Source organism: Mesorhizobium caraganae, from assembly GCF_016836705.1.
Taxonomy (GTDB): Bacteria; Pseudomonadota; Alphaproteobacteria; order Rhizobiales; family Rhizobiaceae; genus Mesorhizobium; species Mesorhizobium caraganae.
This window is the reverse complement of sequence record NZ_JAFCGY010000023.1, coordinates 13,890-40,114: the sequence shown is the minus strand read 5'-3', so window position 1 is coordinate 40,114 and position 26,225 is coordinate 13,890. Positions and strand designations below refer to the sequence as shown.

General features: G+C 63.6%; 24 protein-coding genes, 1 tRNA gene and 1 pseudogene. 12 read left to right on the top strand and 14 right to left on the bottom strand.

What is annotated here, in order from left to right; translation table 11 throughout:
- Positions 1-31: 31 nt before the first annotated feature.
- The 3 genes from radC to JQK88_RS26830 form a co-directional block, all read right to left on the bottom strand.
- Entirely contained in the window at positions 32-802 is a 771-nt protein-coding gene (gene radC, locus JQK88_RS26840) for a RadC family protein (protein WP_203280010.1), read from the bottom strand.
- A gap of 114 nt (positions 803-916) precedes the next feature.
- Positions 917-1,126: a hypothetical protein gene (locus tag JQK88_RS26835; protein ID WP_203279983.1), complete on the bottom strand. Its 210-nt coding sequence runs from the start codon at positions 1,124-1,126 to the stop codon at positions 917-919.
- An 85-nt stretch (positions 1,127-1,211) separates the two neighbouring features.
- Complete coding sequence (locus JQK88_RS26830; protein ID WP_203279982.1) at positions 1,212-2,114, bottom strand: LysR family transcriptional regulator; 903 nt, start codon at positions 2,112-2,114, stop codon at positions 1,212-1,214.
- A gap of 106 nt (positions 2,115-2,220) precedes the next feature.
- Between JQK88_RS26830 and JQK88_RS26825 the strand changes: the two genes are divergently transcribed.
- Complete coding sequence (locus tag JQK88_RS26825) at positions 2,221-2,970, top strand: SDR family oxidoreductase (RefSeq protein ID WP_203279981.1); 750 nt, start codon at positions 2,221-2,223, stop codon at positions 2,968-2,970.
- A 43-nt stretch (positions 2,971-3,013) separates the two neighbouring features.
- Positions 3,014-3,916, top strand: a complete 903-nt coding sequence (locus JQK88_RS26820; RefSeq protein WP_203279980.1) for an SDR family oxidoreductase — start codon at positions 3,014-3,016, stop codon at positions 3,914-3,916.
- A gap of 55 nt (positions 3,917-3,971) precedes the next feature.
- Here the strand turns inward: JQK88_RS26820 and map are convergent, their stop codons facing one another.
- Entirely contained in the window at positions 3,972-4,799 is an 828-nt protein-coding gene (gene map, locus JQK88_RS26815) for a type I methionyl aminopeptidase (RefSeq protein WP_192257239.1), read from the bottom strand.
- 216 nt (positions 4,800-5,015) lie between these two features.
- On the opposite strand from map, the gene JQK88_RS26810 reads away from it, so the two are divergent.
- From JQK88_RS26810 to JQK88_RS26800, 3 genes are all read left to right on the top strand, one after another.
- Positions 5,016-5,330, top strand: coding sequence for a hypothetical protein (locus JQK88_RS26810; RefSeq protein WP_246750059.1), 315 nt, complete (start codon positions 5,016-5,018; stop codon positions 5,328-5,330).
- Between the two features lie 196 nt (positions 5,331-5,526).
- Positions 5,527-5,826 carry a DUF982 domain-containing protein gene (locus JQK88_RS26805; RefSeq protein ID WP_192257237.1) on the top strand — a complete coding sequence of 100 codons (300 nt, stop codon included), beginning with the start codon at positions 5,527-5,529 and terminating at the stop codon, positions 5,824-5,826.
- A gap of 147 nt (positions 5,827-5,973) precedes the next feature.
- A complete protein-coding gene (locus tag JQK88_RS26800; protein ID WP_192257235.1) occupies positions 5,974-6,249 on the top strand; it encodes a DUF6074 family protein in 276 nt (91 codons plus the stop codon).
- A 23-nt stretch (positions 6,250-6,272) separates the two neighbouring features.
- Here JQK88_RS26800 and JQK88_RS26795 read toward each other — a convergent pair whose 3' ends face one another.
- The 5 genes from JQK88_RS26795 to JQK88_RS26775 all read right to left on the bottom strand — a co-directional run bounded on the left by JQK88_RS26795 (position 6,273) and on the right by JQK88_RS26775 (position 13,635).
- Entirely contained in the window at positions 6,273-7,775 is a 1,503-nt protein-coding gene (locus tag JQK88_RS26795; RefSeq protein ID WP_203279979.1) for an efflux transporter outer membrane subunit, read from the bottom strand.
- Between the two features lie 11 nt (positions 7,776-7,786).
- Positions 7,787-10,930 (bottom strand): efflux RND transporter permease subunit, encoded by a 3,144-nt coding sequence (locus JQK88_RS26790; RefSeq protein WP_203279978.1) that lies wholly within the window; start codon positions 10,928-10,930, stop codon positions 7,787-7,789.
- A 4-nt stretch (positions 10,931-10,934) separates the two neighbouring features.
- A complete protein-coding gene (locus JQK88_RS26785; RefSeq protein WP_203280008.1) occupies positions 10,935-12,203 on the bottom strand; it encodes an efflux RND transporter periplasmic adaptor subunit in 1,269 nt (422 codons plus the stop codon).
- Positions 12,204-12,470: 267 nt separating this feature from the next.
- A complete protein-coding gene (locus JQK88_RS26780; RefSeq protein ID WP_246750058.1) occupies positions 12,471-12,659 on the bottom strand; it encodes a hypothetical protein in 189 nt (62 codons plus the stop codon).
- Between the two features lie 199 nt (positions 12,660-12,858).
- The gene (locus JQK88_RS26775) at positions 12,859-13,635 is read right to left on the bottom strand and encodes a hypothetical protein (RefSeq protein ID WP_312037329.1); all 777 of its coding nucleotides are present in this window, start codon (positions 13,633-13,635) and stop codon (positions 12,859-12,861) included.
- Between the two features lie 127 nt (positions 13,636-13,762).
- On the opposite strand from JQK88_RS26775, the pseudogene JQK88_RS26770 reads away from it, so the two are divergent.
- The 4 genes and pseudogenes from JQK88_RS26770 (at position 13,763) to JQK88_RS26755 (ending at position 17,083) form a co-directional block, all read left to right on the top strand.
- Positions 13,763-14,486: pseudogene (locus tag JQK88_RS26770) on the top strand (response regulator).
- Entirely contained in the window at positions 14,483-15,724 is a 1,242-nt protein-coding gene (locus JQK88_RS26765) for a sensor histidine kinase (RefSeq protein WP_203279976.1), read from the top strand. Before JQK88_RS26770 ends, JQK88_RS26765 begins: the two are co-directional and overlap by 4 nt.
- 96 nt (positions 15,725-15,820) lie before the next feature.
- A complete protein-coding gene (locus JQK88_RS26760; protein WP_203279975.1) occupies positions 15,821-16,318 on the top strand; it encodes a GNAT family N-acetyltransferase in 498 nt (165 codons plus the stop codon).
- A gap of 96 nt (positions 16,319-16,414) precedes the next feature.
- Complete coding sequence (locus JQK88_RS26755; protein WP_203279974.1) at positions 16,415-17,083, top strand: DUF2161 domain-containing phosphodiesterase; 669 nt, start codon at positions 16,415-16,417, stop codon at positions 17,081-17,083.
- A 24-nt stretch (positions 17,084-17,107) separates the two neighbouring features.
- On the opposite strand, the gene JQK88_RS26750 is transcribed toward JQK88_RS26755, so the two are convergent.
- The 5 genes from JQK88_RS26750 to phaC form a co-directional block, all read right to left on the bottom strand.
- Complete coding sequence (locus JQK88_RS26750) at positions 17,108-17,623, bottom strand: hypothetical protein (protein WP_246750057.1); 516 nt, start codon at positions 17,621-17,623, stop codon at positions 17,108-17,110.
- Positions 17,624-18,793: 1,170 nt separating this feature from the next.
- A complete protein-coding gene (locus JQK88_RS37530; RefSeq protein WP_192257217.1) occupies positions 18,794-19,027 on the bottom strand; it encodes a GcrA family cell cycle regulator in 234 nt (77 codons plus the stop codon).
- Positions 19,028-19,494: 467 nt separating this feature from the next.
- Positions 19,495-19,569 (bottom strand) — tRNA-Glu (locus tag JQK88_RS26740).
- Positions 19,570-19,701: 132 nt separating this feature from the next.
- Complete coding sequence (locus JQK88_RS26735) at positions 19,702-20,838, bottom strand: YcbK family protein (protein ID WP_246750056.1); 1,137 nt, start codon at positions 20,836-20,838, stop codon at positions 19,702-19,704.
- 328 nt (positions 20,839-21,166) lie between these two features.
- The gene (gene phaC / locus JQK88_RS26730) at positions 21,167-23,002 is read right to left on the bottom strand and encodes a class I poly(R)-hydroxyalkanoic acid synthase (protein WP_192257214.1); all 1,836 of its coding nucleotides are present in this window, start codon (positions 23,000-23,002) and stop codon (positions 21,167-21,169) included.
- Positions 23,003-23,099: 97 nt separating this feature from the next.
- Between phaC and JQK88_RS26725 the strand changes: the two genes are divergently transcribed.
- From JQK88_RS26725 to JQK88_RS26715, 3 genes are all read left to right on the top strand, one after another.
- Positions 23,100-23,510 carry a hypothetical protein gene (locus JQK88_RS26725; protein ID WP_203279972.1) on the top strand — a complete coding sequence of 137 codons (411 nt, stop codon included), beginning with the start codon at positions 23,100-23,102 and terminating at the stop codon, positions 23,508-23,510.
- Between the two features lie 91 nt (positions 23,511-23,601).
- A complete protein-coding gene (locus JQK88_RS26720; protein WP_192257210.1) occupies positions 23,602-24,819 on the top strand; it encodes an LL-diaminopimelate aminotransferase in 1,218 nt (405 codons plus the stop codon).
- Positions 24,820-24,867: 48 nt separating this feature from the next.
- Positions 24,868-26,181, top strand: coding sequence for a homoserine dehydrogenase (locus JQK88_RS26715; RefSeq protein WP_203279971.1), 1,314 nt, complete (start codon positions 24,868-24,870; stop codon positions 26,179-26,181).
- Positions 26,182-26,225 lie beyond the last annotated feature (44 nt).

The window sequence follows — 26,225 nt, the reverse complement described above, 5'->3', positions numbered from 1 at the left end:
GAACCCACACTGACCTTCGGTTCGGGTTGGCTTAGATCAGCAGCAGGCCCTTCATCGAGGCATTGCCCTTCTTGCCGATGATGATGTGGTCATGGACGGCGATGCCGAGCGGCTTGGCGCTGTCGATAATCTGCTTGGTCATCTCGATGTCGGCGCGCGACGGCGTCGGGTCGCCTGAGGGGTGGTTGTGCACCAGGATGACGGCGCTGGCCGAGAGTTCCAGCGCGCGCTTGATCACTTCGCGCGGATAGACCGGCGTGTGGTCGACGGTGCCGACCTGCTGCACCTCGTCGGCGATCAGAACGTTCTTCTTGTCGAGGAAGAGGATGCGGAACTGTTCGCGGTTCTCGAACGCCATGGCCGAGCGGCAATAGGCAAGAAGCTGCGTCCAGTTGGACAGCACCTCGCGGTCGCGGACTTCCGTGCGCGCCATGCGTTGCGCGGCTGCGGCAATCACCTTCAGGTCGACGGCCACGGCCGGGCCAATGCCCTTCACCTCCTGCAGCAGCGCCACCGGCGCGCCGAGCACTTCGCCGAATGTGCCGAAGCGCGCCAAAAGTCCCTTGGCGATCGGCTTGGTGTCGACACGCGGGATCAGGCGAAACAGCAGCAGTTCGAGAAGCTCGTAGTCGGGCAGGGCGTCGGGACCGCCGGCAACGAAGCGCTCGCGCAAGCGATCGCGATGGCCGTGATAATGCGGCTTCTCATCCGATTTGTCTTTTGGCGCCTTGTGCTTCGCCGGCGGTTCAATCCACCGCTCGGAGAAGAACCCCCGTTCATCGTCATTGCCGTTGTTCGCCATATGCAGCCCACATCCCTTCGACGCAGACATTAGAGCTTTTCTGGCGTGGATTGAAACAGTTCGTCGCGCAGATAGTGGAGGCGGCAAGATGCAGCCACGATTGCGCAACAAAACTTAACACCACTTAATGCATGCAGCCACCTTCACCTGAAATGCTGACAGCATCGGGGGGCTTTCGCCTTTTATGCCTGGAGCACGCATGTTCGCTAAAATCGGGACTGGAATATTTGCCGGCAGGGCATCTGTCGCGGCGATGGCAATGCTGTTTTCAACGCATTCGGGCATGGCAGCCGATGCCATTGCCGCGAATTCCGACGATTTCATCCCGCCGCCTGATCGTCGACCTGCCGAATGAACCAGCGACCCAGCTGTCATGACATGCATCCGCCCGGAGCGATGGGGCGGCGCTTCATTCGGCCCGCGAGGTTCGATTGCGGAACTGTTGCGCCATCCAGTCGATGAACACGCGCAGGCGCGGCGACAATTGGCGTGTGGGCGAATAGAGGACGTGAACCGGTAACGGTGTCGGCGGAAAGCCTGCGAGCACCTCGACCAGCGCGCCGCTGGCCAGTTCCGAGACGATCCGGTAGCGTGGTACCTGGATCAGCCCAAGGCCAAGGCATGCGGAAGCGACATTGGTCTCGGGGCCGGTCACAGTCACATTGGCAGGCAAGGTGATCCGGCGGGGCTTGCCGTCGATGCTGAAGACGAGCGGAATGATCTCTGCTGCCTCGGGCGACATCAGCCCGACCATTTCGTGGCCCGCAAGATCGTCGAGCGTCTGCGGCGTGCCGAAGCGGCTGAGGTAGTCGGGGCTGGCGAAGGTGCCCCTTTCCAGCGTCGCCAGGCGTCGCTTGATCAGCGGACTGTCGGACAGTTCGCCGGCGCGCAGGAGACAATCGAACCCCTCACGGATCATATCCAACGGCTGGTGCATCTCGCTGATATGCAGCCGGATGTCCGGATACAGCTCGCGGAAGCGGGGCAGGCCGGGCAGCAGGAAATACCGCGCCTGGGTACCATACATGTCGACGCGGACAAGGCCCGACGGCTTGGCGCCGACAAAGGCGCCCTCGGCGTCTTCCAGATCGGCGACCAGGCTGACGCAGCGCTGATAATAGGCTTCGCCGTCCAGTGTCGGGCTGACCTGACGGGTCGTGCGCTGCAAAAGCCGCACGCCCAGCCGTGCCTCCAAACTCTTGACCGCATCGGTGACAGATGAGCGGGGCAGGCCCAGGTCGTCGGCGGCCTTGGTGAAGCTGCGCCGCTCGACGATGCGGATGAAGACGCGCATGGCGTCGAAGCGATCCATTGTTCGAAATCTCGAATGATGATGTCGGATAGTGCCCGATTATCCGCAGCACGGAAAGGCGCATCTTGCTGTCAGCCGATCAACGGCATCAGCAAGGAGACAGACAATGACCAACCAGATCAATCAGACCGGCAAGATCGCCCTCGTCACCGGCGCCTCGGGCGGCATCGGCGCTGCCGTCGCCGAGCGCCTCGCCAAGGACGGCTTCACCGTCGTGGTGAACTATGCCGGCAACGCCGCCTCGGCAGAAGCGGTCGTCGCCAGGATCGAAGCGGCCGGAGGCAAGGCCGTGACGGCCAAGGCAGACATTTCGGACGCTGCCGCGGTGACCCGCATGTTCGACACGGTCGAAACCGCTTTCGGCGGCGTCGACGTGCTGATCAACAATGCCGGCATCATGAACCTCGCCACCATCGCCGACAGCGACGACGCGTTGTTCGACCGCACGATCGCCGTCAACCTCAAGGGCACCTTCAACACATTGCGCGAGGCGGCGAAGCGGCTGCGCGACGGCGGCCGGATCGTGAATTTCTCGTCCAGCGTCGTCGGCCTGCTGCAGCCGACCTATGGCGTCTATGCCGCCACCAAGGCTGCCGTGGAAGCGATGACCAGCGTGCTGGCCAAGGAACTGCGCGGCCGCAACATCACCGTCAACGCCATCGCACCGGGGCCAACGGCCACCAAGCTGTTCCTCGACGGCAAGCCGCAGGACCTCGTCGATCGCCTGGCCAAATTGGCCCCACTCGAACGTCTCGGCCAGCCCAAGGATATCGCCGACGCCGTAGCCTTCCTCGCCGGGCCGGACGGCGCCTGGATCAATGGCCAGACCTTGCGCGCCAATGGCGGGATCATCTGATCCAGCCGCCCCGCACACCCAACCTCAATCAAGGAACATCGTCATGTCCAAATTCGTCATCCTCGTCACCGGCGCGTCCTCGGGCTTCGGCCTGATGACCGCCAGGTCCCTGGCTGAAGCCGGCCACACGGTCTACGCCACCATGCGCGAGACCACAGGGCGCAATGCGCCTCAGGTCGCCGCCGTCGCCGCGTGGGCCACTGAGCACAAGGCCGATCTGCGCACCGCTGAGCTTGACGTGCAATCGGAGGCCTCGGCCGAGGCCGGTATCGCACACATCATCGCCGATGCGGGCCGGCTGGATGTCATCGTTCACAATGCCGGTCATATGGTGTTCGGTCCCGCCGAGGCGTTCACACCCGACCAGTTCATCCAGCAGTATGACGTCAATGTTCTGGGGGCGCAGCGGGTCAATCGCGCCGCGCTTCCGCATCTGCGCGGGCAAGGCAAGGGCCTGCTGGTCTGGCTCGGCTCGTCCTCGACACGCGGCGGTACCCCGCCGTTCCTGGCGCCTTACTTTGCCGCCAAGGCGGCGATGGATGCGCTGGCCGTGTCCTACTCCACCGAGCTCGCTTTGTGGGGGATAGAAACAACCATCATGGTTCCCGGTGCGTTCACTAAGGGCACCAATCATTTTGCGCATTCGGGCAAGCCGTCCGATGCGGTGCGCGTTGCCGAATATGAGGCCGGACCCTATGCCGGGATTGCCGATCGGGCGCTGAAGGGGCTGGCTAGCCTCGAGCCCGCCGATGCCGATCCGTCGGAAGTGGCGCGCGAGATCGTTCGCGTCGTAAATATGCCGTTCGGCAAGCGGCCGTTCCGCGTCCATGTTGACCCGTCACAGGACGGCGCCGAAATCGTCAACGGCGTTGCCGACCGCATGCGCCGGGAAATCTACCGCAATATCGGCCTCGAAGAGCTGCTTCACCCGGCTGCTGTCGGCTGAGGCGACGGCGTGTGAGTTAGCGGGCCGTCAACCGGCCGCGACAAATATCGACCGCTCAGGCCGGCAGGCCGGGGCGGTCGAGCTTGTTTGGCGACAGCGTAAAGATCTCGCAGCCAGTCTCGGTGACGCCGATCGTGTGTTCGTACTGCGCCGATAGCGAGCGGTCGCGCGTCACCGCCGTCCAGCCGTCCGACAGCACTTTCACATGCGGGCGGCCAAGATTGATCATCGGCTCGATGGTAAAGATCATGCCCGGCCGCATCTCGACGCCTTCGCTTGACGTGCCGTAGTGCAGGATGTTGGGCGCGTCATGAAACAGCTGGCCGACGCCGTGGCCGCAGAAATCGCGCACCACCGAGCAGCGCTCGGCTTCGGCATAGGTCTGGATGGCAGCGCCGATGGCGCCGGTACGGGCGCCGGGCCGGACCGCCGCGATGCCGCGCATCAGGCATTCATGGGTGACTTCGAGCAGACGCTCGGCGGCGCGCTTGATGGTGCCGACCGGATACATGCGCGAGGAATCGCCGTGCCAGCCATCGAGTATGTAGGTGACATCGATGTTGACGATGTCGCCATCCTTCAACGGCTTGTTGTCGGGAATGCCGTGGCAGACGACATGATTGATCGAGGTGCAGGACGATTTGGTGTAGCCGCGATAATTGAGCGTCGCCGGCAGCGCGCCATGGTCCATCCCGTATTCGAAAACGAAACGGTCGATTGTCTCGGTGGTGACGCCCGGCTGGACCATAGGCACCAGCTCGTCGAGGCAGCGCGCGGTGAGATCGCAGGCCTTGCGCATTCCCGCAAAGCCTTCCTCGCCGTAGAGGCGGATCTGGCCGGTGTTTCTGAGGGGTGCCGTGGCGGCGTCGAGATAGGTGACCATAGTGTCCGTTTTGTCTGTAAGCGGGCGATGCATATCAGCCCGTTCGAAAATCTTCCCAGATTTGGCACTGGAAGCCGCAAGGTTCAAGGAAGAACTGCCGGCGAGGGGCTCGCGCCAGCGATATTCATCACTTGCGGCGCTGTCTCGTGCTTTGTTCTGCCTGGGGGGCCGACGCTTTCCTTTTTGGACTCAGTCGGCTAGGCCGGTGGAAATATCATGAGATCTTGCCGTCCCATCGCGTTCAAGCCCGCAAAACCAGTCGTGACGCCGATCAGGGCGACCTGCTCGGGCCTGATGGCGTTGCTGCTAAACGGAGGGCGGCGCCCGCGGCCGGTCTCGGCCGCCTTGTTTCTTTCGGTGCAGGTGCTCATCTGCATCGGCGCGGTCTATTGGGCGATCGCCGAGACGCTCGGCATGGCGGGAACCGCAACACTGGTTCTTGCCGCCATCTTTGCTCTGCCATCGGCCTATGTGCTCTTCATACCCGTGCGCATGGCCTGTGAGGCCGAGACCGATCCGGCCAACCAATAGCAACAAATTCCAGGAACGAGTGCAGCGGTTTCCATCGGGAATTGCTTAAAAACAAAGCGTTAAAGTGCGCGCCTGGGCGCGCTTTAACGCCCGAAAGCTGCGACCGCAGTGACGACACATTCTTGCGCGACATCAGGTCAAAGCAACTTTTGACGACGAACGGCGTTGTGGCGACACCAGTTCGGGAGACTTGGAAATGGACAGATTGCAATTCGAGGTGCCGGTGCGCATCGCGCCCGCGCCCGGGCTGCCGGTAGAGGAGATTTACAGCGTCGAACAGGCGCTGGATGTCCTGCATGAGTGGCCAAAGAAGCGACAGGGCAAGGTCTATGAGGCGGCGTTCAACGCTTGCTTCGGCGCCACGGTGGATGTCGTCAAGACCGAGGACGCCTGCCGTGCGTTCATGGCGTTCTGCCGCGTCAGCGGCCTGCTGGCCAGGGACATGATGATTACGGCCAAGCGCAGCGGCGGCGAGGCGAGGGGCCTGCGAATCTAAAGCCTTTTTTGATCCGGAGGCCGACCACCCGACTCGCTCGGATCGACGCGGACTCCGCGCCGTTAAGGTTCCGTTTCCGACTTCACAGCTAGGCATGACGCCATAGAGCAGCGTCTGATTCGTTGCGTCAGTGTCATGGTGCAGAATATGTCCTCAGCAAATGTGCGCGCCTTTCCGCTAGACCGGCAAACCATGCTGGTGCGCGAGGTGGCGGCCAGGCTGGGCAGGCTGCATGGCGACACGGCCAATTCCTTCTGGAAGGCCACGGCGCGCGAACTGCTCGACAAGGCGATCGCCGCCGGCAGCGACGCGGCTTCGGCCGCCAACGATGTCCGCCGGTTTTTTGCCGCCGTCCAGAACGAGATGCATTTCAAGGCGAATGATGCCGCACCGGGGCAGCGCCAGACGCGCACCCGGCTCTAAGTAGAAGCACACTGACACGCTCATCATTGCGTGGCGGGCACCGACGACGCCAGCCGTGGACCGGTCTTGGCGTCGACGATCTCGGGCTTGGCGCTGTCGATCGTGCCGTCCCAGCCACCGCCGAGCGCCTTGTTGAGCGCGACATAGTCGGTAGCGATGGCGATGCGGCTTTGCAGCAGATCGTCCTCGGCCGAATAGAGCGAACGCTCGGCGTCCAGCACGTCGAGAAGGCCGGCTTCCCCTGATTTGAACAGCGTGCGCTCGAGATTTGCCGCCTCGCCATAGGATTTCACCGAAGCCGCAAGCTTGCTGTTCCTGATGCGCTCCTGGTGCAGCGCGACGATGGCGTTTTCGACATCTTCGAGCGCCGACAGTACGGACGTCTTGTAGGCGATGAAATACTGATCGCGCTCGGCCCTGGCGACGTCGGCCGCCGCCTTCAGCTGCCCGGCATTGAAAATCGGCACGCTGAGCGTCGGCCCGAACGACCAGCCGATGGTGGAATTCTTGCCGAGGTCGCCGACCCTGAAAGCCGAGGTGTCGATATTGCCGGTCAGGCTGACCGCGGGATAACGGGCCGCCTCGGCCTGGCCGACCTTGGCGGTGTATTGGGCATATTGCCGCTCGGCCATGCGCACGTCCGGCCGAGTCAGCAGGATGTCGGCCGGAATACCGGTCGGCAGCGGCAGGCGCGGCGTCGGGATCGGCGCGCCGCGCTTCAGCCGCTCGTTCAGCGCCGCCGGCGGGCGGCCGGTGAGCACGGAAAGCCGGTGTACGGCTTGGGCGTAACTGGCCTCGAGCGAGGGAACATCGGCCGCAGTGGCGTTTGCCTGCCCCTGGGCCTTGGCGACGTCGGCCGCCGTCGCCGTGCCGGCCAAAAGCATGGTGCGGGTCAGCGTCGCGGTCTGCTGCTGCGATGCGGCCGTGCGGCGTGCCAGCTGGATGCGTGCCTGGAAGCCGCGGGCCTGCGCATAATAGGAGGCAACGTCGCCGACCAGGGTCAGCAGCGTCGAGCGCAGCTCCTGCTCGGAAGCGTCCACGCCATAGCGCGCGGCTTCGACGCTCCTGCGGTTGGCGCCGAACAGGTCGAGCTCCCAACTGGCGTCGAAGCCGGCCTGGTAATAGCTGTAGGCATCGCCGGCGCTCCCGCCTTCCGTGGTTGCGGCGGTCTTGCTGCGGCTGGCCGAGCCGGAACCGTCGGCCGTGGGGAATAAGGCTCCGGCGCTTTGGCGGTAGCTGGCGCGCGCCTGGCGAATCTTGGCCTTGGCGGTGGCGACGTCCAGATTGCCGGCAACCGCCTCGTCGACAAGCGTGTTCAACTGGGGATCGCGTAGGCGCTGCCACCATTGCGACAGTTGCGGCGGCCTGGCTATTGAAGCCGTCTTCTGGTCGCTCCAGCTTGCCGGCATCGCCAGAAGCGGCTTCTCATAGTCCGGGCCGACGACGCAGCCCGAAAGCAGGACAACGGCAAGCATAGGCAAAAGCGTCCGCCTCGCGGCGGGACGGCCACGTTCAAAACCTGTCATACGAAATACCCTTATTGCTGGTTGGCTGCTGCTGGCGTCTCGCCCGTTTCCTGTTTAGCCACCTTGCCCTTGAAGATGCGCCGCACCGTGACGAACAGCAGCGGCACCAGGAACACGCCGATCACCGTCGCCGCGATCATGCCGCCCATGACGCCGATGCCGACGGAGTTCTGCGCGCCTGAGCCGGCGCCGTTGGCGATCGCCAGCGGCGTGACGCCGAGGATGAAAGCCAGCGATGTCATCAGGATCGGCCGCAATCGTTGTCGCGCTGCCTCCAGCGTCGCCTCGACGAGGCCCATGCCGGCCGTCTGTCGCTCGATGGCGAACTCGACGATGAGGATGGCGTTCTTGGCGGCGAGGCCGATCGTGGTCAGCAGGCCGACCTTGAAATAGACGTCGTTGGTCTGGCCGAACAGGCTTGCCGCAAGCAGCGCGCCGAAGATGCCGATCGGCACCGACAGCATGACCGCGAATGGTATCGACCAGCTCTCATAGAGTGCTGCCAGGCACAGGAACACGACCAGTGCCGAGATCGCATAGAGCGACAGCGCCTGGTTGCCGGAAAGCCGCTCCTGGTGCGACAACCCGGTCCATTCATGGGAGTAGCCGGGCGGCAGCTGCGCCACGAGTTTATCGATCTCGTCCATGGCGGCGCCCGAGCTGATACCGGCGGCCGCGGCGCCCTGGATCTCGACCGCGGCCGAGCCATTGTAGCGTTCGAGCCGAGGCGAGCCGAATGTCCAGTGGCTGGAGGCGAAGGAGGAGAACGGCACCATGGCGCCGCCGGAATTGCGGACCTGCCATTTGTCCAGATCTTCAGGCTGCATGCGAAAGTTCGGGTCCGACTGCAAATAGACCGGCTTGACCCGTCCGCGATCGATGAAATCGTTGACGTAATCGCTGCCCCATGCGGCTGACAGCGTGTTGTTGATGTCGGCGAGGTTGACGCCAAGCGCGCTGGCTTTCTCCTGGTCGATGTCGACCGAGAATTGCGGCTGGTCTTCTTGGCCGTTGGGCCTCGTGGCGGTGAGCATCTTGCTCTGTGCGGCAAGACCAAGAAGCTGGTTTCGCGTCTGGATCAGGGCATCATGGCCGGCGCCATTGACGTCCTGCAGGTAGAAATCGAAGCCGTTGGTGTTGCCAAAACCCTGGATGGCGGGCGGCGCCAGCGCAAAGACCTGCGCGTCCCTGATCTTGCGGAAGGCGCCCATGGCGCGGCCGGCGACCGCTTGCGCCGACAAGGCCGGCGATGAGCGCTGGCTGAACTCCTTCAGCGGCACGAAAGCAATGCCGACATTCTGCCCGGCGCCGCCAAAACCGAAGCCGGAAGCGGTGAACACCCCTGCGACCGCGTCCTTTTCGTCGTTGAGATAGTGGTCGGTGACCTGCTTCAGCACGCGCTCCGTGCGGTCCTGCGTCGCTCCGACCGGCAATTGCACGCTGGTGATCAGGATGCCCTGGTCCTCTTCCGGCAGGAAGGAGCTCGGCAGCCGGGCAAACATCCAGCCCATGGCGATGACGATGGCGAGGAAGACGGCGAGGAAACGCCAGGAGCGGTTGATGATGCCGTGCGAGCCGTCACGATAGGCCGTCGTGCCGCGGTCGAAGACGCGGTTGAACCAGCCGAACGGACCGGTCTGTGTCGCATGGTCCTTGGGCCGCCGCAGGATGGTGGCGCAGAGTGCCGGCGTCAGCACAAGTGCGACCAGTACGGACAGGATCATCGCCGAGACGATGGTCACCGAGAACTGCCGGTAGATGATACCGGTCGAGCCGCCGAAGAAAGCCATCGGCACGAACACCGCCGAGAGCACGGTGGCGATGCCGACCAGCGCGCCGGTGATCTCGTTCATCGATTTGCGCGTCGCCTCTTTCGGCGACAGGTCTTCCTCCTGCATGACGCGCTCGACATTCTCGACCACGACGATAGCGTCGTCGACGAGCAGGCCGATGGCCAGCACCATGGCGAACATGGTCAGGGTGTTGATCGAATAACCGAAGAAAGACAGCACGCCGAACGTGCCGAGCAGCACGACCGGCACGGCGATGGTCGGGATGATGGTGGCGCGCAGATTCTGCAGGAAAACGAACATCACCAGGAAGACGAGCACGATCGCCTCGAGCAGCGTCTTCACCACCTCCTCGATGGACAGCCGGACGAAGGGGGAGGTGTCGTAGGGATAGACGACCTCGACGCCTTGCGGGAAGGTCGAACTCAGCCGGTTGATCGTCGAACGCACCGCTTCCGCCGTGCTGATGGCGTTGGCCCCGGTCGCCAGATTGATGGCGACGCCGGCTGCCGGCTTGCCGTTGTAATTGGCTTGCGTCGTATAGCTTTCGGCGCCGAGCGCGACGGTGGCGACATCGTTGAGGCGGACCAGCGAGCCGTCGGTCTGGCTCTTCAGAATGATGTTGCGGAACTGTTCGGCGGTCTGCAGCCGGCTCTTGGCGGTTACCGTTGCATTGAGCTGCTGGCCCTTGCGTTGCGGCAGGCCGCCGAGCTGCCCGGCCGACACCTGCGTATTCTGCGCCTCGATCGCGGCGGCCACGTCGCTTGGCATCAGGGCGTATTTGGCGAGCTGGTCGGGGTCGAGCCAGATGCGCATGGCATAGCCGGACCCGAAAAGCTGCGTCGAGCCTACACCCGCGACACGCTTCAGCGTGTCGTTGATGGTGGAGTCGACATAGTCGGCGAGATCGGTCGAGTTCATCTTGCCGTCGCTGGAGACGAAGCCGATGACCATCAGGAAGCCGGTCGAGGATTTGGAGACAGTGATGCCGTTGCTCTGCACCACTTGAGGCAGCTGCGACTGCACCAGCTGCAGCTTGTTCTGCGTCTGCACCTGCGCGGTATCGGGATCGGCCGCGGTGGTGAAGGACAGCGTGATCGAGGCCGCACCGGTCGAGGTCGACGTCGCCGTCATATAGTCGAGATTGTCGATGCCGGTCATGCCTTGCTCGATGACCTTGGTCACCGAGTTTTCCACTGTCTGGGCGTCAGCGCCGGGATAGGTGGCGCTGATGTTGACCGTGGTCGGCGCGATCTGCGGGTACTGCGAGATCGGCAGCGTGGTGAGGGCGAGCAAGCCGCCCAGCATGATCACGATGGCGATCACCCAGGCGAATATCGGCCGGTTGATGAAGAATGCGGACATCGGCTCAGTTCCCGGTCTTCTGGGCGTTGGCGGCCACCTCGGAGGTCGCAGGTACGGCCGAGGAGGTCTGCGCGCGGTCCTTGACCTCGCCGGTTGCCTCGTCGATCGTCACCTCGACGCCGGTCGCATCGCCGCCCGGGCGCACCAACTGCACGCCCTCGACGATGACGCGGTCGCCGTCGCCGACACCGGAATCCACCAGCCAGCTGTTGCCGACGCTGTTGCGGACAGTGAGCACACGCTGCTCGACCTTGCCGGCAGCATTGATGACCATGGCGGTCGCTTCACCCTTGGTGTTGCGGCTGACGGCGCGCTGCGGCACCAGGAAGCTGTTCTGGGCGACGCCTTCTTCGATGAGCGCGCGCACATACATGCCGGGCAGCAACAGGCGATCCGGGTTGGGGAACTGCGCCCGCAGCGCAAAAGTGCCGGTGGACTGGTCGACATTGGCGCTGGCGAATTCCATCTTGCCGGTCTGCGTATAGACGGTGCCGTTGTCGAGCTTCAGCTTGACGCTGACATTGGGGCCACTGAACTTCAGCCGGCCTTCATTGATGGCCTGGCGCAGATTGAGCAGGTTGGTGCTTGATTGCGTGACATCGACGTTGATCGGATCGAGCGCGCGGATGGTGGTGAGCACGGTGTCCTGGTTGGCGGTGACCAACGCTCCCGGCGTCAGTGACGACTTGTCGATGCGGCCGGCGATCGGCGCGGTGATCCTGGTGTAGTCAAGATTGATGCGCGCGGCTTCGACACTTGCCTTGGCCGACGCTACATCCGCCTGTGCCTGCGCCAGCGTCGCGGCGGCATCGTCGTAGTCCTGCTGCGAGACCACCTTCTGCGCCAGCAGCCCGGCGTAGCGGTCGAACTTGGCCTGTGCGGTCGGCACTGCCGATTCGGCCTTCTGCTGCGAAGCTTTTGCGCTATCCAGGGCTGCCTGGTAGCTCGCGGGGTTGATGAGATAGAGCGGCTGGCCGACCACGACCTCGCTGCCCTCCTGGAAAAGCCGGGCCTGGATGATGCCGTTCACCTGCGGGCGGACATCGGCGGTCAGCGAAGCGCTGGTGCGTCCCGACAGTTCGGCGGTGATGGCAACCGACTGCGGATGCAGGGTGACGACACCGACCTCGGGCCGGCCGGCAGCGCCCATGCCTGCCGGAGCCTGGGCTCCCTCCTGCGAGCAGGCTGCGAGAAAGAGCGTTGCGCCTAGCACAGAAGTCCAGGATGCGGACCGACGCGACGGCAAAAAGAACTGGCTGGACGGGAACGGCATGGCGTCGGTCATCTTTCGCTGGGGTTGCGGTCGAAGGTCATGGCAATCGGAAGGTTATCGCAATCGGCTGCGCCCGCTTGCGCGCGGCGTCGAGCATTGCCTCGAAGCGGCTCATCTTGCGCTCCTTCTCGGCGGCCAGGGCGTATTCGACAAGCAGAATAAAGTCTTTGGCAGAATGAAGTCTTGGCCGCGATGCTCAGTGCCATCAATAGGCCAACAGACAGCGTTTCGCCAAGCGCCTTGCCCTTGATCGGCAATGGGCGGCCCTTACGCAATTTTCTTGTCATCAAGGGCGGCACTCGACGGCGTCGAAAACGGCAGCGACAGGCGCCAGGCGGCGAAGCTTAGCCGGATCGCGCCCTTGAGCGTGTCCGCCGGCAGGGCCGCTTGCACGGCTCGCGCGCCATGGCCGGTCGAGCCGGCTGGGCCATACGCCGCGATCAGCCGCAGCATCATCAGGGCTTCCCACATTGTCGTGCTTTCTTTGCTTGATGGCGGCCGGAACCGGCGACATAGTTTTTTACGCAATTCCCAAGGGAAAGCGCTGTGCGCTTTTCCCGGGAAAACCGCTTCACACTTTTCCTGGAATTGCTCCACGGGAGAGAGAACCGGCCGGCCCGAGACCGGGCGTCAGCGGGCCGGCCGGCGCAGCCGGTCAGAGTTGCTCGTCAGTCCGGGATAGGGCATTGGGAGCGTGTCTGTCATGGCCAGGCAGACCTCCTGGACCGGCTGCGTCCGGCGGATGTCCCCAGGGACCGGGGGGTGGTCCATGGGGTTCCGCCGAGGCAAGGATTTCGAGCTGTTCGGGCGTCAGTTTGGTGCGAAGGGCTGCGATGGCGTCCTTCAACTTGGTGGCTGCGACCGCGCGCTCAGTTACATCGTCGGCCAGCCTTTCCTGGAAGGCGAAGGGATCGCGGGGACCTTGGTCGGCTTTGCCGCCGGAGCCATCCGCGGCTCCCGGACCACGATTGCCGGAACCACCGGGGCCATGATCGGGACCGGGCGGCGCCAGCACCGCCTGCAGCGCGCTGGTGTAGTCGCGCCAGGCATCGAGCTGTTCGCTTCGTACCCCGATGCGGGTTTCGAGCGTTGCAAGCCGAGCTGCGAGCATGAATTGCGGCGGCGGACCCATGCGATGCGGACCGAAGCCCTCAGGTCCGTGCCATGCCGGCCGGTGCGGCCAAGGATCTTGATCCGGGGGACCCTGGTCCGGGTCGTCCTGCAACGCCAAAATTTGCGGTGGCTCGCCGGGCGGGGCGACAAAATCGGCCTGCTGCGCAAGGGCGGGATGAATGGCGACCGCGGAGAACAGGCCGAGCGCCAGAAGTCTGCTTTGCATGACGTAATCCTTTCCCACATGCATCGGATGGCGGCAGGATAGGGGGGCTTTTTTTCCGCTTTGCTTCGGTGTGTTGCCGAAGGTTTCCAGCAAAGGGAGATTTGTTTCGGAATGTTTCTGGCGGATTGCTGGCAACATTCGGTTGCAATTTTATCTGCTGTGCGCCGGCGGCTTGCCTATAATCGGCGAAGGTAAATCGGCAATGGGCATGTCGCAGGCAATGCAATCGCAACCCCATATCCTCGTCGTCGACGACGACCGCGAGATCAGGACGCTTCTCGGGCGCTATCTCGACGGCCAGGGCTTCCGCGTGTCGATGGCGGCGGACCGGCGCGAATGCGAGCAGAAGCTCGGCGCCGGCCAGTTCGATCTGATCGTGCTCGACGTCATGCTGCCCGATGGCTCGGGGCTGGATATCTGCCGGGGCTTGCGGGACCGCAAACCGCATATCCCGATCATCCTGCTGACGGCGCTCAAAGAGGATGTCGACCGCATCATCGGCCTGGAACTCGGCGCCGACGACTATATCGGCAAGCCGTTCAACCCGCGCGAACTCTCCGCGCGCATCCGCGCCGTGCTGCGGCGCGCGGCGCCGGAGGAGTTTGCCGCACCACGCGCGCATCTACCGCTTCGCCAGCTACACGCTGGAGCCCGACATCCGCAAAGTGACCGACGCTGAAGGTGCCCTTGTCGATCTCACCGGCGCCGAATTCGACTTGTTGCAGGTGTTTCTCGACCGGCCCGGCCGGCTGTTGTCGCGCGACCAGTTGCTCGATCTCACCCAAGGGCGCGAGCGCGAACCGCTTGATCGCTCGGTCGACGTTTTGATGAGCCGGCTGCGCCGCAAGTTCGGCGAGACCGGCGAGGGGCCCTTGTTCAAGACAGTGCGCAATGGCGGCTACCAGCTTACCGCACGCGTCGAGGCCGTGGAGGCCGAGATATGAACTCGCTGCGCCGGCGGCTCATTTTGTTGCTGGTTGCGTCCATCGTCGGGGTGGTCGGCCTGGCCACCGCCGCCGTGATCAGCGTGCGCGGCGGCGGGCCGCCGCCGGAACTGACCGTGCCCTGGATTGCGCAACAGATGGAACTCGTGGTGCGGCTGCAGCCCGGTCCTGTCCCTGATGTGCTGAACGTGCAGCTCACCGATCATCCCGCCGACGGCAAGGTCGCCCGTGCCGAAACGGCAATGCTCAGCGACATACTGCGCCGCCGGGGCTTCGACCTCCGGGCCATCGTCAACGACAAGGCGGACGAACCCGGACAAATCGCATCGGTGCAAATGCCCGACGGCCGCTGGGCGATCATGGAGGTGCCGCACGTCAAGCCGCCAAGGCGCGAATGGCTGGTTCTGGCCGGCTGGATCTCGCTGATCGTGGCCGGCGCCACGGCGGTGTCCGTCTATTTCACGTCCGTGTTGATCCGGCCGCTGGAAATGCTGGAAGCCGCCGTCTCCAAGATCGGCTCGGACGGTGTGCTGGCGTCGGTGCCGGAAGTGGGCTCGGCCGAGGTCAAGGCGACCGCGCATGCGCTGAACCAGCTTTCCGCCCGGCTGAAGACGGCGATGGAAAGTCGCATGCGGCTGGTCGCTGCCGCCGGCCATGATCTGCGCACGCCGATGACCCGCATGCGGCTGCGCGCCGAATTCCTGGACGACGACCGCGAAAAATGGCTGCACGACCTCGACGAGCTCGACCGCATCGCCGACAGCGCCATCCGGCTGGTGCGCGAGGAGGTCAACCAGGATGCGGTCGAACCGGTCGACCTGGAAAGGCTGGTGCGCGACATCGCCGCCGAGATGCGGTCGCTGGGACACCAGGTGTCGGCCGACCACCTCGACAAGGTCTCGGTGCGGGCAGGGGCGCTCGGTCTGCGCCGGGCTTTGCGCAATCTGATCGTCAACGCCGCCACGCACGGCAAGGGTTGCAGCGTTTCGCTCACCGCTGCCGACGGCCGCGCCGTCCTGGCAATCGCCGACCATGGCCCCGGCATCCCGCCGGAATTGCTAAACAAGGCGTTCGAACCATTCTTCCGCGTCAACCCCGCCCGCTGGCAATCCATCCCCGGCGCCGGTCTGGGCTTGGCCATCGCCAAGGAAATCGTCGAACGCTATGGCGGAACCATCACGCTGGAAAACCTGCCTGGGGGCGGGCTTTTGCAGACAGTGGATTTCAAGGCAGTCTAGGATCAAAACCCAATCACTCTCAATTCCCGATGGAAGACCCACTGGACCACGGGCGGGATCGACCGCAAAGTGGAGTGACAGGCTAGGAGGGCTGTCGTGACCGACGAGTTGACAATTCGTGAACTGAATGGGCTCGATGAGATGCTCTCGATCTATCCAGTGTTCCGACAGAGCAACTCGCATCTAGACGAAACAGCGTTTCGTGAACGACTGTCAGCAATGTTCGCTCAGGGCAATTACCGCTGTATCGCGGCCTACACCGGCGATCGGATGGTGGGTCTCTCCGGCTTCTGGACGGGTACTCAGCTCTGGTGCGGGAAGTACATCGAAGCCGACCATGTGGTGGTCGACACGGCGCTGCGCAGCCTCGGCACAGGCGCCAAGCTGATGGCGTGGATCGAGGCGGAGGGCGAGCGGACCGGATGCGCTGTCTTCCGTATCGCCATGGTGCTCGGCAAGGAACGCACGCACCAGTTTTATGCGCGAAACGGCTTCTTTGATGACGGCCTTATCATGGTGAAGGCACTGAGCCGGGGCGCGGCGGAATTCCCCGAATATGTGTCACGACCTGCCGAGCCAGGCTTGGCGGTCTAGCGATTTCGGTGCCTTCTCTCGTCGGGCTTTTGGTACGCGTTCCGGCGCGCTTCGCCGATCTGTGCCGGCGCGGTCCGAATCGGCTATGCCTGCGCCATGCAGGAAACGTCTCTCTACGACCCGGTGAAGCGGTTTCTCGAAAGCCTGGAATTCACGGTCAAGGGCGAAATCGGCAACTGCGATATCGTCGCGGTGCGCGAAGGCGAGCCGCCAGTGCTGGTCATTTGCGAACTGAAACTGCAGTTCAACCTCGAACTCGTCCTGCAAGGCGTCGATCGCGCCGCCGCCTGCGATGAAGTGTGGCTGGCGGCGCGCATGTCGGCGCGTGGCAAGGGCCGCGAGCACGACCGCCGTTTTCGCGCGCTCTGCCGGCGGCTCGGCTTCGGGCTTCTGGCTGTCGGCAGCAAGGGCGAGGTCGAATTGCTGCTCAGCCCGGCCGCCTTGCCGCCGCGCCGCGACCCGAAGCGGCGCTCGCGGCTGATGGAGGAACATCGGCGCCGGCGCGGCGATCCGGTGATCGGCGGCGGGTCGCGCGCGCCGATCATGACCGCCTACAGACAGGATGCGCTGGCCTGCGCCGCCGCCATGACTGATGGCCCGAAGCGGCCGCGCGATCTGAAAACGATTTCGCCACGCGCGGCCAGCATCCTTTTGGACAATGTCTATGGATGGTTCGCCAGGGCCGAGCGCGGGGTCTATGCGCTGACCGAAGTCGGTCATGCCGCCCTGCAGCGCTGGCCGCAAGTGGCGCACGACCAGGGGTGAGGATTTTTCGCGGTGCCTGCAGCGTTACTCCTTGGCGGCGCTCAACCGCCGGTAGGAGACGCCATCGAAACTTGCCGTCACAAAGTCGGTGGCCGACATCTTTCGTTTGCGGCCGTCGCTGCAGCTGTAGAGCGGCCAACCGACATCGCTGCATTCGCTGGCGGCGCAAAAGCGGGCAAGGCAATTTCCGACGGTCACCCGGAAGCCGCCAGTGCCTGCAAAACCCTGCAGCAGGCTGCCGTCCGCCGCACGCCATGTCCGCGCCCGGAATTCCGCGCGCAACGACCATGGCTCGAGCGGGACCGCCAGATTGGTCTCACCGGTGCGCCCGGCAAGGTTCAGGCGGCTGCGCGCCATGCCCGACGTGTAGGCAGTTACAAGGTCCGATTCGGCCGCATAGGCCGAGGCTGTGCTGGTGCGATCAAGCACATGCGAGACACGGTCGCCTGCCTCTGCCGGCTGTACCAAGGCCGCCGTCAAGGCGAGGAAGGCAAAGCAGGCTTGCAGACCATTCCAGCCGCCGGCCTGCCACCGGTCCATATGCGATGTCTCCCAAGCCAGCATCCTGCCGATCCCGCCCGTGGCGCCCGCCACAATCTGCCATCATCGATGAAGGCACAATGACGGCTGGATCCTGACATCCGCCGGTAAAGATGGCGTTGCCATACGACCATGTCCTCGACGCCGGTCGCAGATGGTACGCCCTTTCCACCCAGGGTCGGCTTCGGGATGCCGATGTCAGGGGGACGTGGGGTGGTTGCGCGGGGAGGCATTGGCGGCTCCGCCCTGGCATCGTTCATGACCAGTGCGGTCCTGGAGTGAACTTGATCCGCCTCGCCACCAAGAGGGAGGCCTAGCCTGTGCCAAAATCGAGGCGAGGTCGGCCTCGCTCGCTGCATCGTGACAGGCCGAAGGTTGCTGAACCGGGGCACAAGGTGCGAGTTTGGTGGCACGATTTTTTCCAGGATGCCACCATGCCCATACGCCAGATCATGTTTTGCTCGGCAGCGATCGTCATTGCCCACACAAATTTTGCCGACGCCGGCCTGACACGCGCAAAATGACGTGCGCGCAGACCCAGGCGCTGATCCAGGGCCAGCACGCCGCGGTGCTGTCCACCGGACCAAATACCTATGACCGCTATGTCCGCCAACTCGGCAATGAGTGTGATGCTCCTGCCGTGCCGATGGCTAGGTATGTGCCGGCCAGTGACGGTCAGTGCAGGGTTTATCGGTGCGAAGAGGCGTCGCCAATGGTTCCGAACTGATAAGCGGCGGCGCCGGTTTCGCTGACGGGATACGGCCGATGCTGCTTACTTGACCTGTTCGACCTCAGGAGCAGGCGCCTGGTCGGTCGAGGGCACCGGCGTGCAATCTTGCCCCTTGCACTCCTCGACGTGGTCCTCGGCCGGCGGCAAGCAATTTTGCCCCTCGCAATGAACCGGCGGCTGCTCTGGTACCGCTGCGGCGTTCGGCGAAACAGGCTGATCTTCGGCGCGAACGACCGATAGTCCTGTCAGGCCGATCATGGCCGCGCAAAAAAGCGCTGTTCGCAGCAAGTTCATTCCCGACCTCCACGGCTGAGAGCATGCAGAACTTACACTTTCGGACCGGGGCCGACATACCGTCACCCGCGAACGACGTTAACAGCACGTTTCCACCGGGATGTGACGCGCCACTGCCGGCGGGTGTGGCTTGTGGGCCTCGTAACCTAAGCGGCGCGCCGTTGGGGGATATGGAGACCCGAACGGGCTCGACGAGGGTCCACGGTGGTCACAATGTTGTGGTGGTGATCGCAGTAGACACGATCCGGCGAAGTTGGCCCGGCACAAAAACGGTAGCCGCCAGGTACTGACGGGTCTTCGCTCACCGGGAAGCGGCACTGATAGACGCCGAGCTGAATGAGGGGAATGTCTCTCGAAGTTGGTCTGACATTTTCAGGCATGATGGTTTTCAGGTTCCTTGGTTCATAGCCATTTCTGGTTCATAGCCATTTTTGGCTGACAGCCGCAGTGCGACCCGTCGGGCGAGCTTCTCTCGATTTGGAAGGCTTTGGATCACCATATGGTGCTGGTCGCACCGTCAATGAAGCCCGACGCCCTGCTTTTGAAGCCAATAGTTTGCGACTTAAGGCCACACCTGCGCCACTAGTTGTGCCGCTTTTGCGTTCGTTCGGAGCAAGAAGGAATGCTGGCTTAAATCGGACATTGGTTAACCGCGGGCGGCCGACGGGATGGTAAGCGGCGCTAAAACAGTCGTGACGGTCCAGCCATTCAAAATAATCGACCTGAACTAACGAGCCCCTGCTTCGCCAAGCCTACCTTGGTGCGGAGACTCACCGACGCGGAGATGCATTTCGGGCCCCTTATCGGGTCCGCAGACATCAGATCACAATCAAGTCCTTGAAATATCTGGTACGCCCAAGGGGAATCGAACCCCTGTTACCGCCGTGAAAGGGCGGTGTCCTAACCGCTAGACGATGGGCGCGCTCAGACGAAGCGGCTTATAATTGCGTTGTTGCCAACCGGCAACCCATCAGCCGCCAGATGCGACAACTTTTTTCAAGAGGGGCAAGAACCGCGGTTTCGGTAAGGCAGGCGGGCTCTGTGGTCGCGTGGACTACCCGCGCCGGCGGCAGCGCCAGTTCCAGTCGCGCTCGGGGCCGACGTCGACGTGGACGGATTCGGTGTGGCAATAGGTGCCGACGCCGCCACGGCCGGGCATGGTCCTGATGTAGCTCGCCAACTCCCATTTGGAGACGCCCGGCACCTGGATGTCGGCGGCGGCGCAATACATGTGCAGCGAGTTCTTGGCGCCTTTCGCGCGGCGGTTGTGGGCGGGGTCGCGATAGCCGGAGGTGACCATCATCTTGCGGCCGTAATGGCCTTCGATCGTCTTCAGCACGCGCACCAGCGACGGCTTCAGGCAGGCGACGTCGACGCTTTCGTTCTGCTTCAGCAGGCCGTTGGGCGCCAGCCGGGCTAGACCGGCGGCGGAGGCCACCTGATAGCTGCCGCCCGAGCCTTCGTCCTCGTTCAGATCGACGTCGCTTTCGTCGTCGATGCCGGATTTGCGCTTGATCTCGAACAGCGCCGTCTGGCGCACGCCGGGCAGCGCATCGGCGCCGGTGATATGGCTGCTGCTGTCGTCGCCGAGCGAGGCCAACTGAACCGGCTTGTCGGCCGAGGTGGCAGAAGCCTGCGTGACAATGGGGTTGGCGGGCGCTTCCTTGGACTGGGCAGCAACCGCAGGCTGTTCGCCCGAGCGGGGGTTGATCAGCGGAGCGGGTGCAGCCGAGGCTGGTGCCGTGCTGAACAGCGAAGCGAAGAAACCCTTCTTCGGCGCATCGACCTGTTGGGGTGCGGCGGCCGTCACGTAGACTTCATTGGTCGCCGTCGGCTTCGGTGCGGTCACGCCGGCATCGGCAGCGGCAATCTTCTGTGCCGCGTCGTCCGTTGCGGCCGCAGTCTGTGCCGGCTGCTGCAGCGGCTGCGGCGTCTGGCCGACGATGGCTTCGGCGCCCGCGGGAACAGTGACCGGGAAGCCGGTGCCGGGCTTGGCCAGCGGCACATAGGCGACCTGCTCGGGCAGCGTCGCATCGCCCGCGGCCGTCATCATCATCTGTGGCCCCGTCGACGTGATCTGCGCGGTCGATGTGACTTGCACGGTCGAATCGCCCGGCGCCGCAGTGCTGGTGCCGGAAGCTGCGGCGATGTCAGAAGCAGTGGCGTTATAGCCGGGCATGCCGACCGACATTGTCGGGTCGCCGGCGGACGTGCAGGACGCCAGAAGCACGGAGAAAAGTGCCGCCGCTATTGTGCGACCCTCTCTCCCCGCGAGACGCGTTCCTACTGATTTCAAAACTAAATTCCCCCTCGGTGTCCGGTCTGCCTGCTATTGGTGCGGCGTCGAAACGTTCACGTCCAATAACCTTGTGTTCCCAAACCGGAAACGAGACTTGTGTCAATTCTGCAAGCCTCTGAATTAATCGCTCGTTGGAGGCGAATTGAGGCTACTTGATGGTTGACGACACCATTTCGCCCCGTTTTGCCGGGTCCGTCAACTCACCAGACATTACAGTCCGTTACACACGCACCTTGACATAGGTGCCGGGGGCATCACCCAGGGTTTTCATATGCTTGCCCGGTTTGCGGGCCGGAACGAGGGTGTCGTCCTGGGTCTCGATCCAGTGCTGCCAGTGCGTCCACCAGGAGCCGGGATGCTCCACTGCATTGGCGAACCACTGGCCAAAATCGCCCACCGGCTTGCCGCCGGTCCAGTACTGATACTTCTTGGCCGCCGGCGGATTGACGACACCGGCGATGTGGCCGGAGCCGGCCATTACATACTCGACGTCGCCGCCGAAATATTGCGAGCCGAGGAATACCGAAAGCGCCGGCGCGATGTGATCTTCCTTCGATGCCAGGTTGTAGACCGGGATGGTGACGTCGGCGAGCGAGACAATGCGGCCGGCGAGTTCCATCACGCCTCGTGTGAGATTGTTCTCGAGATAGCAGTTGCGCAGATAGAAGGAGTGGTTGGCCGCCGCCATGCGGGTGGAATCGGCATTCCAGTAGAGCAGGTCGAAGGGCAGGGGATCCTTGCCGCGCATGTAGTTGTTGATGACATAGGGCCAGATCAGATCGCCCGAGCGCAGCATGTTGAAGGCGGTCGCCATCTTGGTGCCGTCGAGATAGCCCTTTTCGTTCATCGACTTTTCGACCGCTGCCACCTGGTCCTCGTCGACGAACACTTTCAGGTCGCCGGCATGGGTGAAGTCGACCTGCGTGGTGAAGAAGGTCGCCGACTTGATGCGGTTGTCGCCTTCCTGCGCCAGGAGCGCGAGTGCGGCCGCCAAAAGCGTGCCGCCGACGCAATAGCCGATGGCGTTGACCTCCTTCTCGCCGGTCGCCTTCTCGATCGTGTCGAGCCCGTATTGCAGGCCTTCGCGGATATAGGCTTCCCAGCCCTTGGCGCCGTGGCGCTCGTCGGGATTGATCCAGGAAATGACGAAGACGGTGTGGCCCTGCTCGATCGCCCAGCGGATGAAGGATTTCTGCGGGTTGAGATCGAGGATGTAGTATTTGTTGATCCATGGTGGGCAGATCAGCAGCGGCCGCTTGAGCACCGTTTCGGTCGTCGGATCGTATTGGATGATCTCGGCGACATCGCTGCGCCCGACCACCTTGCCGGGTGAGGTCGCGACATTCTTGCCGATCTCGAAGGGCGAATAGTCGGCTTGTCTCAGCTTCAGGTCGCCCTTGCCGGCGGTAATGTCCTCGGCCAGCATCTTCATGCCGCGCACCAGGTTTTCGCCGTTGGAGGCGACGGTTTCGCGAAACAGCTCCGGATTGGTGAGGATGAAGTTCGACGGCGAGATGGCGTTGGACACCTGCTTGACGTAGAAGCTCGCCTTGTGGCGGGTGTGGTCGTCGAGGCCTTCGGCATGCTCGACGAGGTCGGCCGCCCAGCGCGAGGTGACGAGATAGGCCTGTTTGAGGAAATCGAAGAACGCGTTGCGGCCCCACTCAGGGTCCTGGAAGCGCTTGTCGCCGCGCTCCGGCTTGACCGCATCGTCGGGCGCCTCGGCATTCGGGCTGATGCGCTGGATGGCGTTTCCCCAGACGGTCATGTAGCCGGCGAACAGCCGCGTCTGCGCTTCCAGCGCGCGCTGCGGATCGGCCAGCCAGTATTCGCTGAGCTTGGAGAAGGTTTTGACCATGTCGACCACGGGCTCGGCGACGTGATCGCGCACCTCACCTTTTTCACGCGGCTCGGCCCAGGCAGAGGCCGCCTTGCCGGCCTGCTCGACCATGCGCGCCATGTTCAACGCGAAGCGTTCAGGGTCTTTCACCAGATATTGCTCGACGGTCGAAGATTGATCATCTTCCGCTTTGCTCGAATCAGGTGTTTTGGACATGGCTCGCGGGGTTCCTCCCGAGGCGTTTTCTTGACATATTATCATGGGACATCTGACCGGGTCCAATGAGCTGTACCCCGGCTGCCAGGAAAACAATATGACGATTAACACCGGCAAGACCATTTTTTCGGGGGCAGGCCGCTTTTGCCGCATCGCTGTTGCGACAGCTTTTCTGGCGCCAGGGCTGTTGGCAGCAGGCGGCTGCACCAGCGCCAACACCGGCAACGGGATGAATGTCGGCCTGACACAGGGCGCGCAGGACACCGGCTCCTACCCCAATCTGAACATCCCGCCCCAGGTGGCGGCAAAGCAGCTCACGCCTGAGGAGACCCAGGCCAAGCTTGCCCTGCTGAAGGGCGAACAGCAGGCGCAGGCGGGCAAGGGCGGCGGCGGTGTCCCGTCCACCAGCCCGGCGGCGCTGAACTCGCTGGCGAAGAACCATGGCAAGGACACGCTGAAACAGATCGAGGCCAAATGCGATCCCGCCCTCGACCCTACCTGCAAATAGGGCTATATGGCGCGCCGAAAGCCCACCTTTGCCAAGGTCCGCTTTGCCAAACCAACTCTGCCAAAGCCAATTCTAATCGTCTGGAACTGACATGGAAGAATTTCACAAGGTCCGCCGGCTTCCGCCCTACGTGTTCGAGCAGGTCAACCGGCTGAAGGCCAATGCCCGTTCGCGCGGCGCCGACATTATCGACCTTGGCATGGGCAATCCGGACCTGCCGACGCCGAAGGCGATCGTCGACAAATTGTGCGAAGTGGTGCGCGATCCGCGCACGCATCGCTATTCCTCATCGCGCGGCATTCCCGGTCTGCGCCGCGCCCAGGCCGCCTACTATCAGCGCCGCTTCGGCGTGAAGCTCAATCCCGACACGCAGGTGGTGGCCACGCTCGGATCGAAGGAAGGCTTCGCCAACATGGCGCAGGCGATCACCGCGCCCGGCGACGTGATCCTGTGCCCCAACCCGACCTATCCGATCCACGCTTTCGGCTTCATCATGTCGGGCGGCGTCATCCGTTCGCTGCAGGTCGAGCCGGATGATGGCTTCATTCCGGCGCTCGAGCGCGGTGTCCGCCATTCGATCCCGAAGCCGCTGGCCCTGATCCTCAACTATCCGTCGAACCCGACGGCACTGGTCGCCTCGCTCGATTTCTACAAGGACGTCGTCGCCTTCGCCAAGAAGAACGACATCATCATCCTGTCGGACCTTGCCTATTCGGAGATCTACTTCGACGGCAACCCGCCGCCTTCGGTGCTGCAGGTGCCGGGCGCCATCGATGTCTGCGTCGAGTTCACTTCGATGTCGAAGACCTTCTCCATGCCCGGATGGCGGATGGGCTTTGCGGTCGGCAATGAGCGGCTGATTTCGGCGCTGACGCGGGTGAAGTCCTATCTCGACTACGGCGCGTTCACGCCGATCCAGGTGGCGGCGGCATATGCGCTCAATGGCGACGGCGCCGACATCGCCGAAGTGCGCGAGGTCTATCTGAAGCGCCGCGACGTCATGGTCGACGCCTTCAGCCGCGCCGGCTGGACCATTCCCGCACCAGCGGCCTCGATGTTTGCTTGGGCGCCGATCCCGGAGCCGTTCAAGCATCTAGGCTCGCTCGAATTCTCCAAGCTGCTGATCGAGCACGCCGACGTGGCTGTGGCGCCGGGCATCGGCTTCGGCGAGCATGGCGACGATCATGTGCGCATCGCACTGGTCGAAAACGAGCACCGGATCCGTCAGGCGGCGCGCAACATCAAGCGCTTTCTGGCGTCCAGCGCCAAGCAGCCGAACAATGTGGTGCCGCTCGCCGCGCATCGCTGAGGTCGTCGCACATCTTAATTGAGCAGAGTTTGAGGGGCGTCGCCGGACATGGCTGAAGCGTTGCGTGTTGGAATTGCGGGTCTCGGCACCGTCGGCGCTTCGGTGGCGCGCGTGCTGCGCGACAAGGCGGCCGAACTGACGCGCCAGTGCGGCCGTGACGTCGTTGTATCAGCCGTTTCGGCCCGCGATGCCAAGCGCGATCGCGGCGTCGATCTCGGCGCCGCCAAATGGTTCGACGATCCGGTCAAGATGGCGCAGACCGCCGACATCGACGTCTTCGTGGAACTGATCGGCGGCGACGAAGGGCCGGCGCGCTCGTCGGTCAAGGCAGCGCTTGAGGCTGGGCGCCATGTCGTCACCGCCAACAAGGCGCTGCTGGCCAAGCACGGCGTGGCGTTGGCCGAAATCGCCGAGAAGAAGGGCGTGCTGCTCAACTACGAGGCGGCGGTCGCCGGTGGCATCCCGGTCATCAAGACGATGCGCGAGGCGATGGCCGGCAATTCGGTGACCCGCGTCTTCGGCATCCTCAACGGGACCTGCAATTACATCCTGACCCGTATGGAGGCCGAGGGCATTTCCTTCGACGAGTGCCTGAAGGACGCGCAGCGGCTGGGCTATGCCGAGGCCGATCCGACCTTCGACATCGAGGGCCATGATACGGCGCACAAACTGTCGATCCTGACCAGCCTGGCCTTCGGTACCAGGATCGCCGCTAACGACATCTACATGGAAGGCATTTCCAACATCAGCCAGGCCGATATCCGCGCCGCCGGCGATCTCGGCTACCGGATAAAACTGCTTGGCGTCGCGCAGCGCACCGACAGCGGCATCGAGCAGCGCGTGCACCCGACCATGGTGCCGACCGCCTCGGTGATCGCGCAGGTGCACGGCGTGACCAATGCGGTGGCGATCGAAACCGACATTCTGGGCGAACTCCTGCTCTCCGGCCCCGGCGCCGGCGGCAATGCGACCGCCTCGGCGGTGGTCGGCGACATCGCCGACATCGCCAAGAGCCGGCCGGGCTTCCAGCACGGTCCGGTGTTCGGTCTGCCGGCCAAGGAATTGCGCCCCTACAAGAAGGCGCAGATGCGCAGCCATGCCGGCGGCTATTTCATCCGGCTGACCGTGCATGACCGCATCGGCGTCTTTGCCGCAATCGCCAAGCGCATGGCCGACAATGATATTTCGCTGGAATCGATCGTCCAGCACGCGGCCGGGCCGGAAACCGATGCGCAGAAGACAGTGATCCTGGTCACCCACGAGACGACCGAAGCGGCGGTGCGCAAGGCTGTCGACGGCATCACCAAGGACGGCCATCTCACAGACAAGCCGCAGGTCATCCGCATCGAGCGGGCTGGGTAGCCTCTTTTTGTTTGACGCAATTCCGGACGGAAAACCGCCTTGCT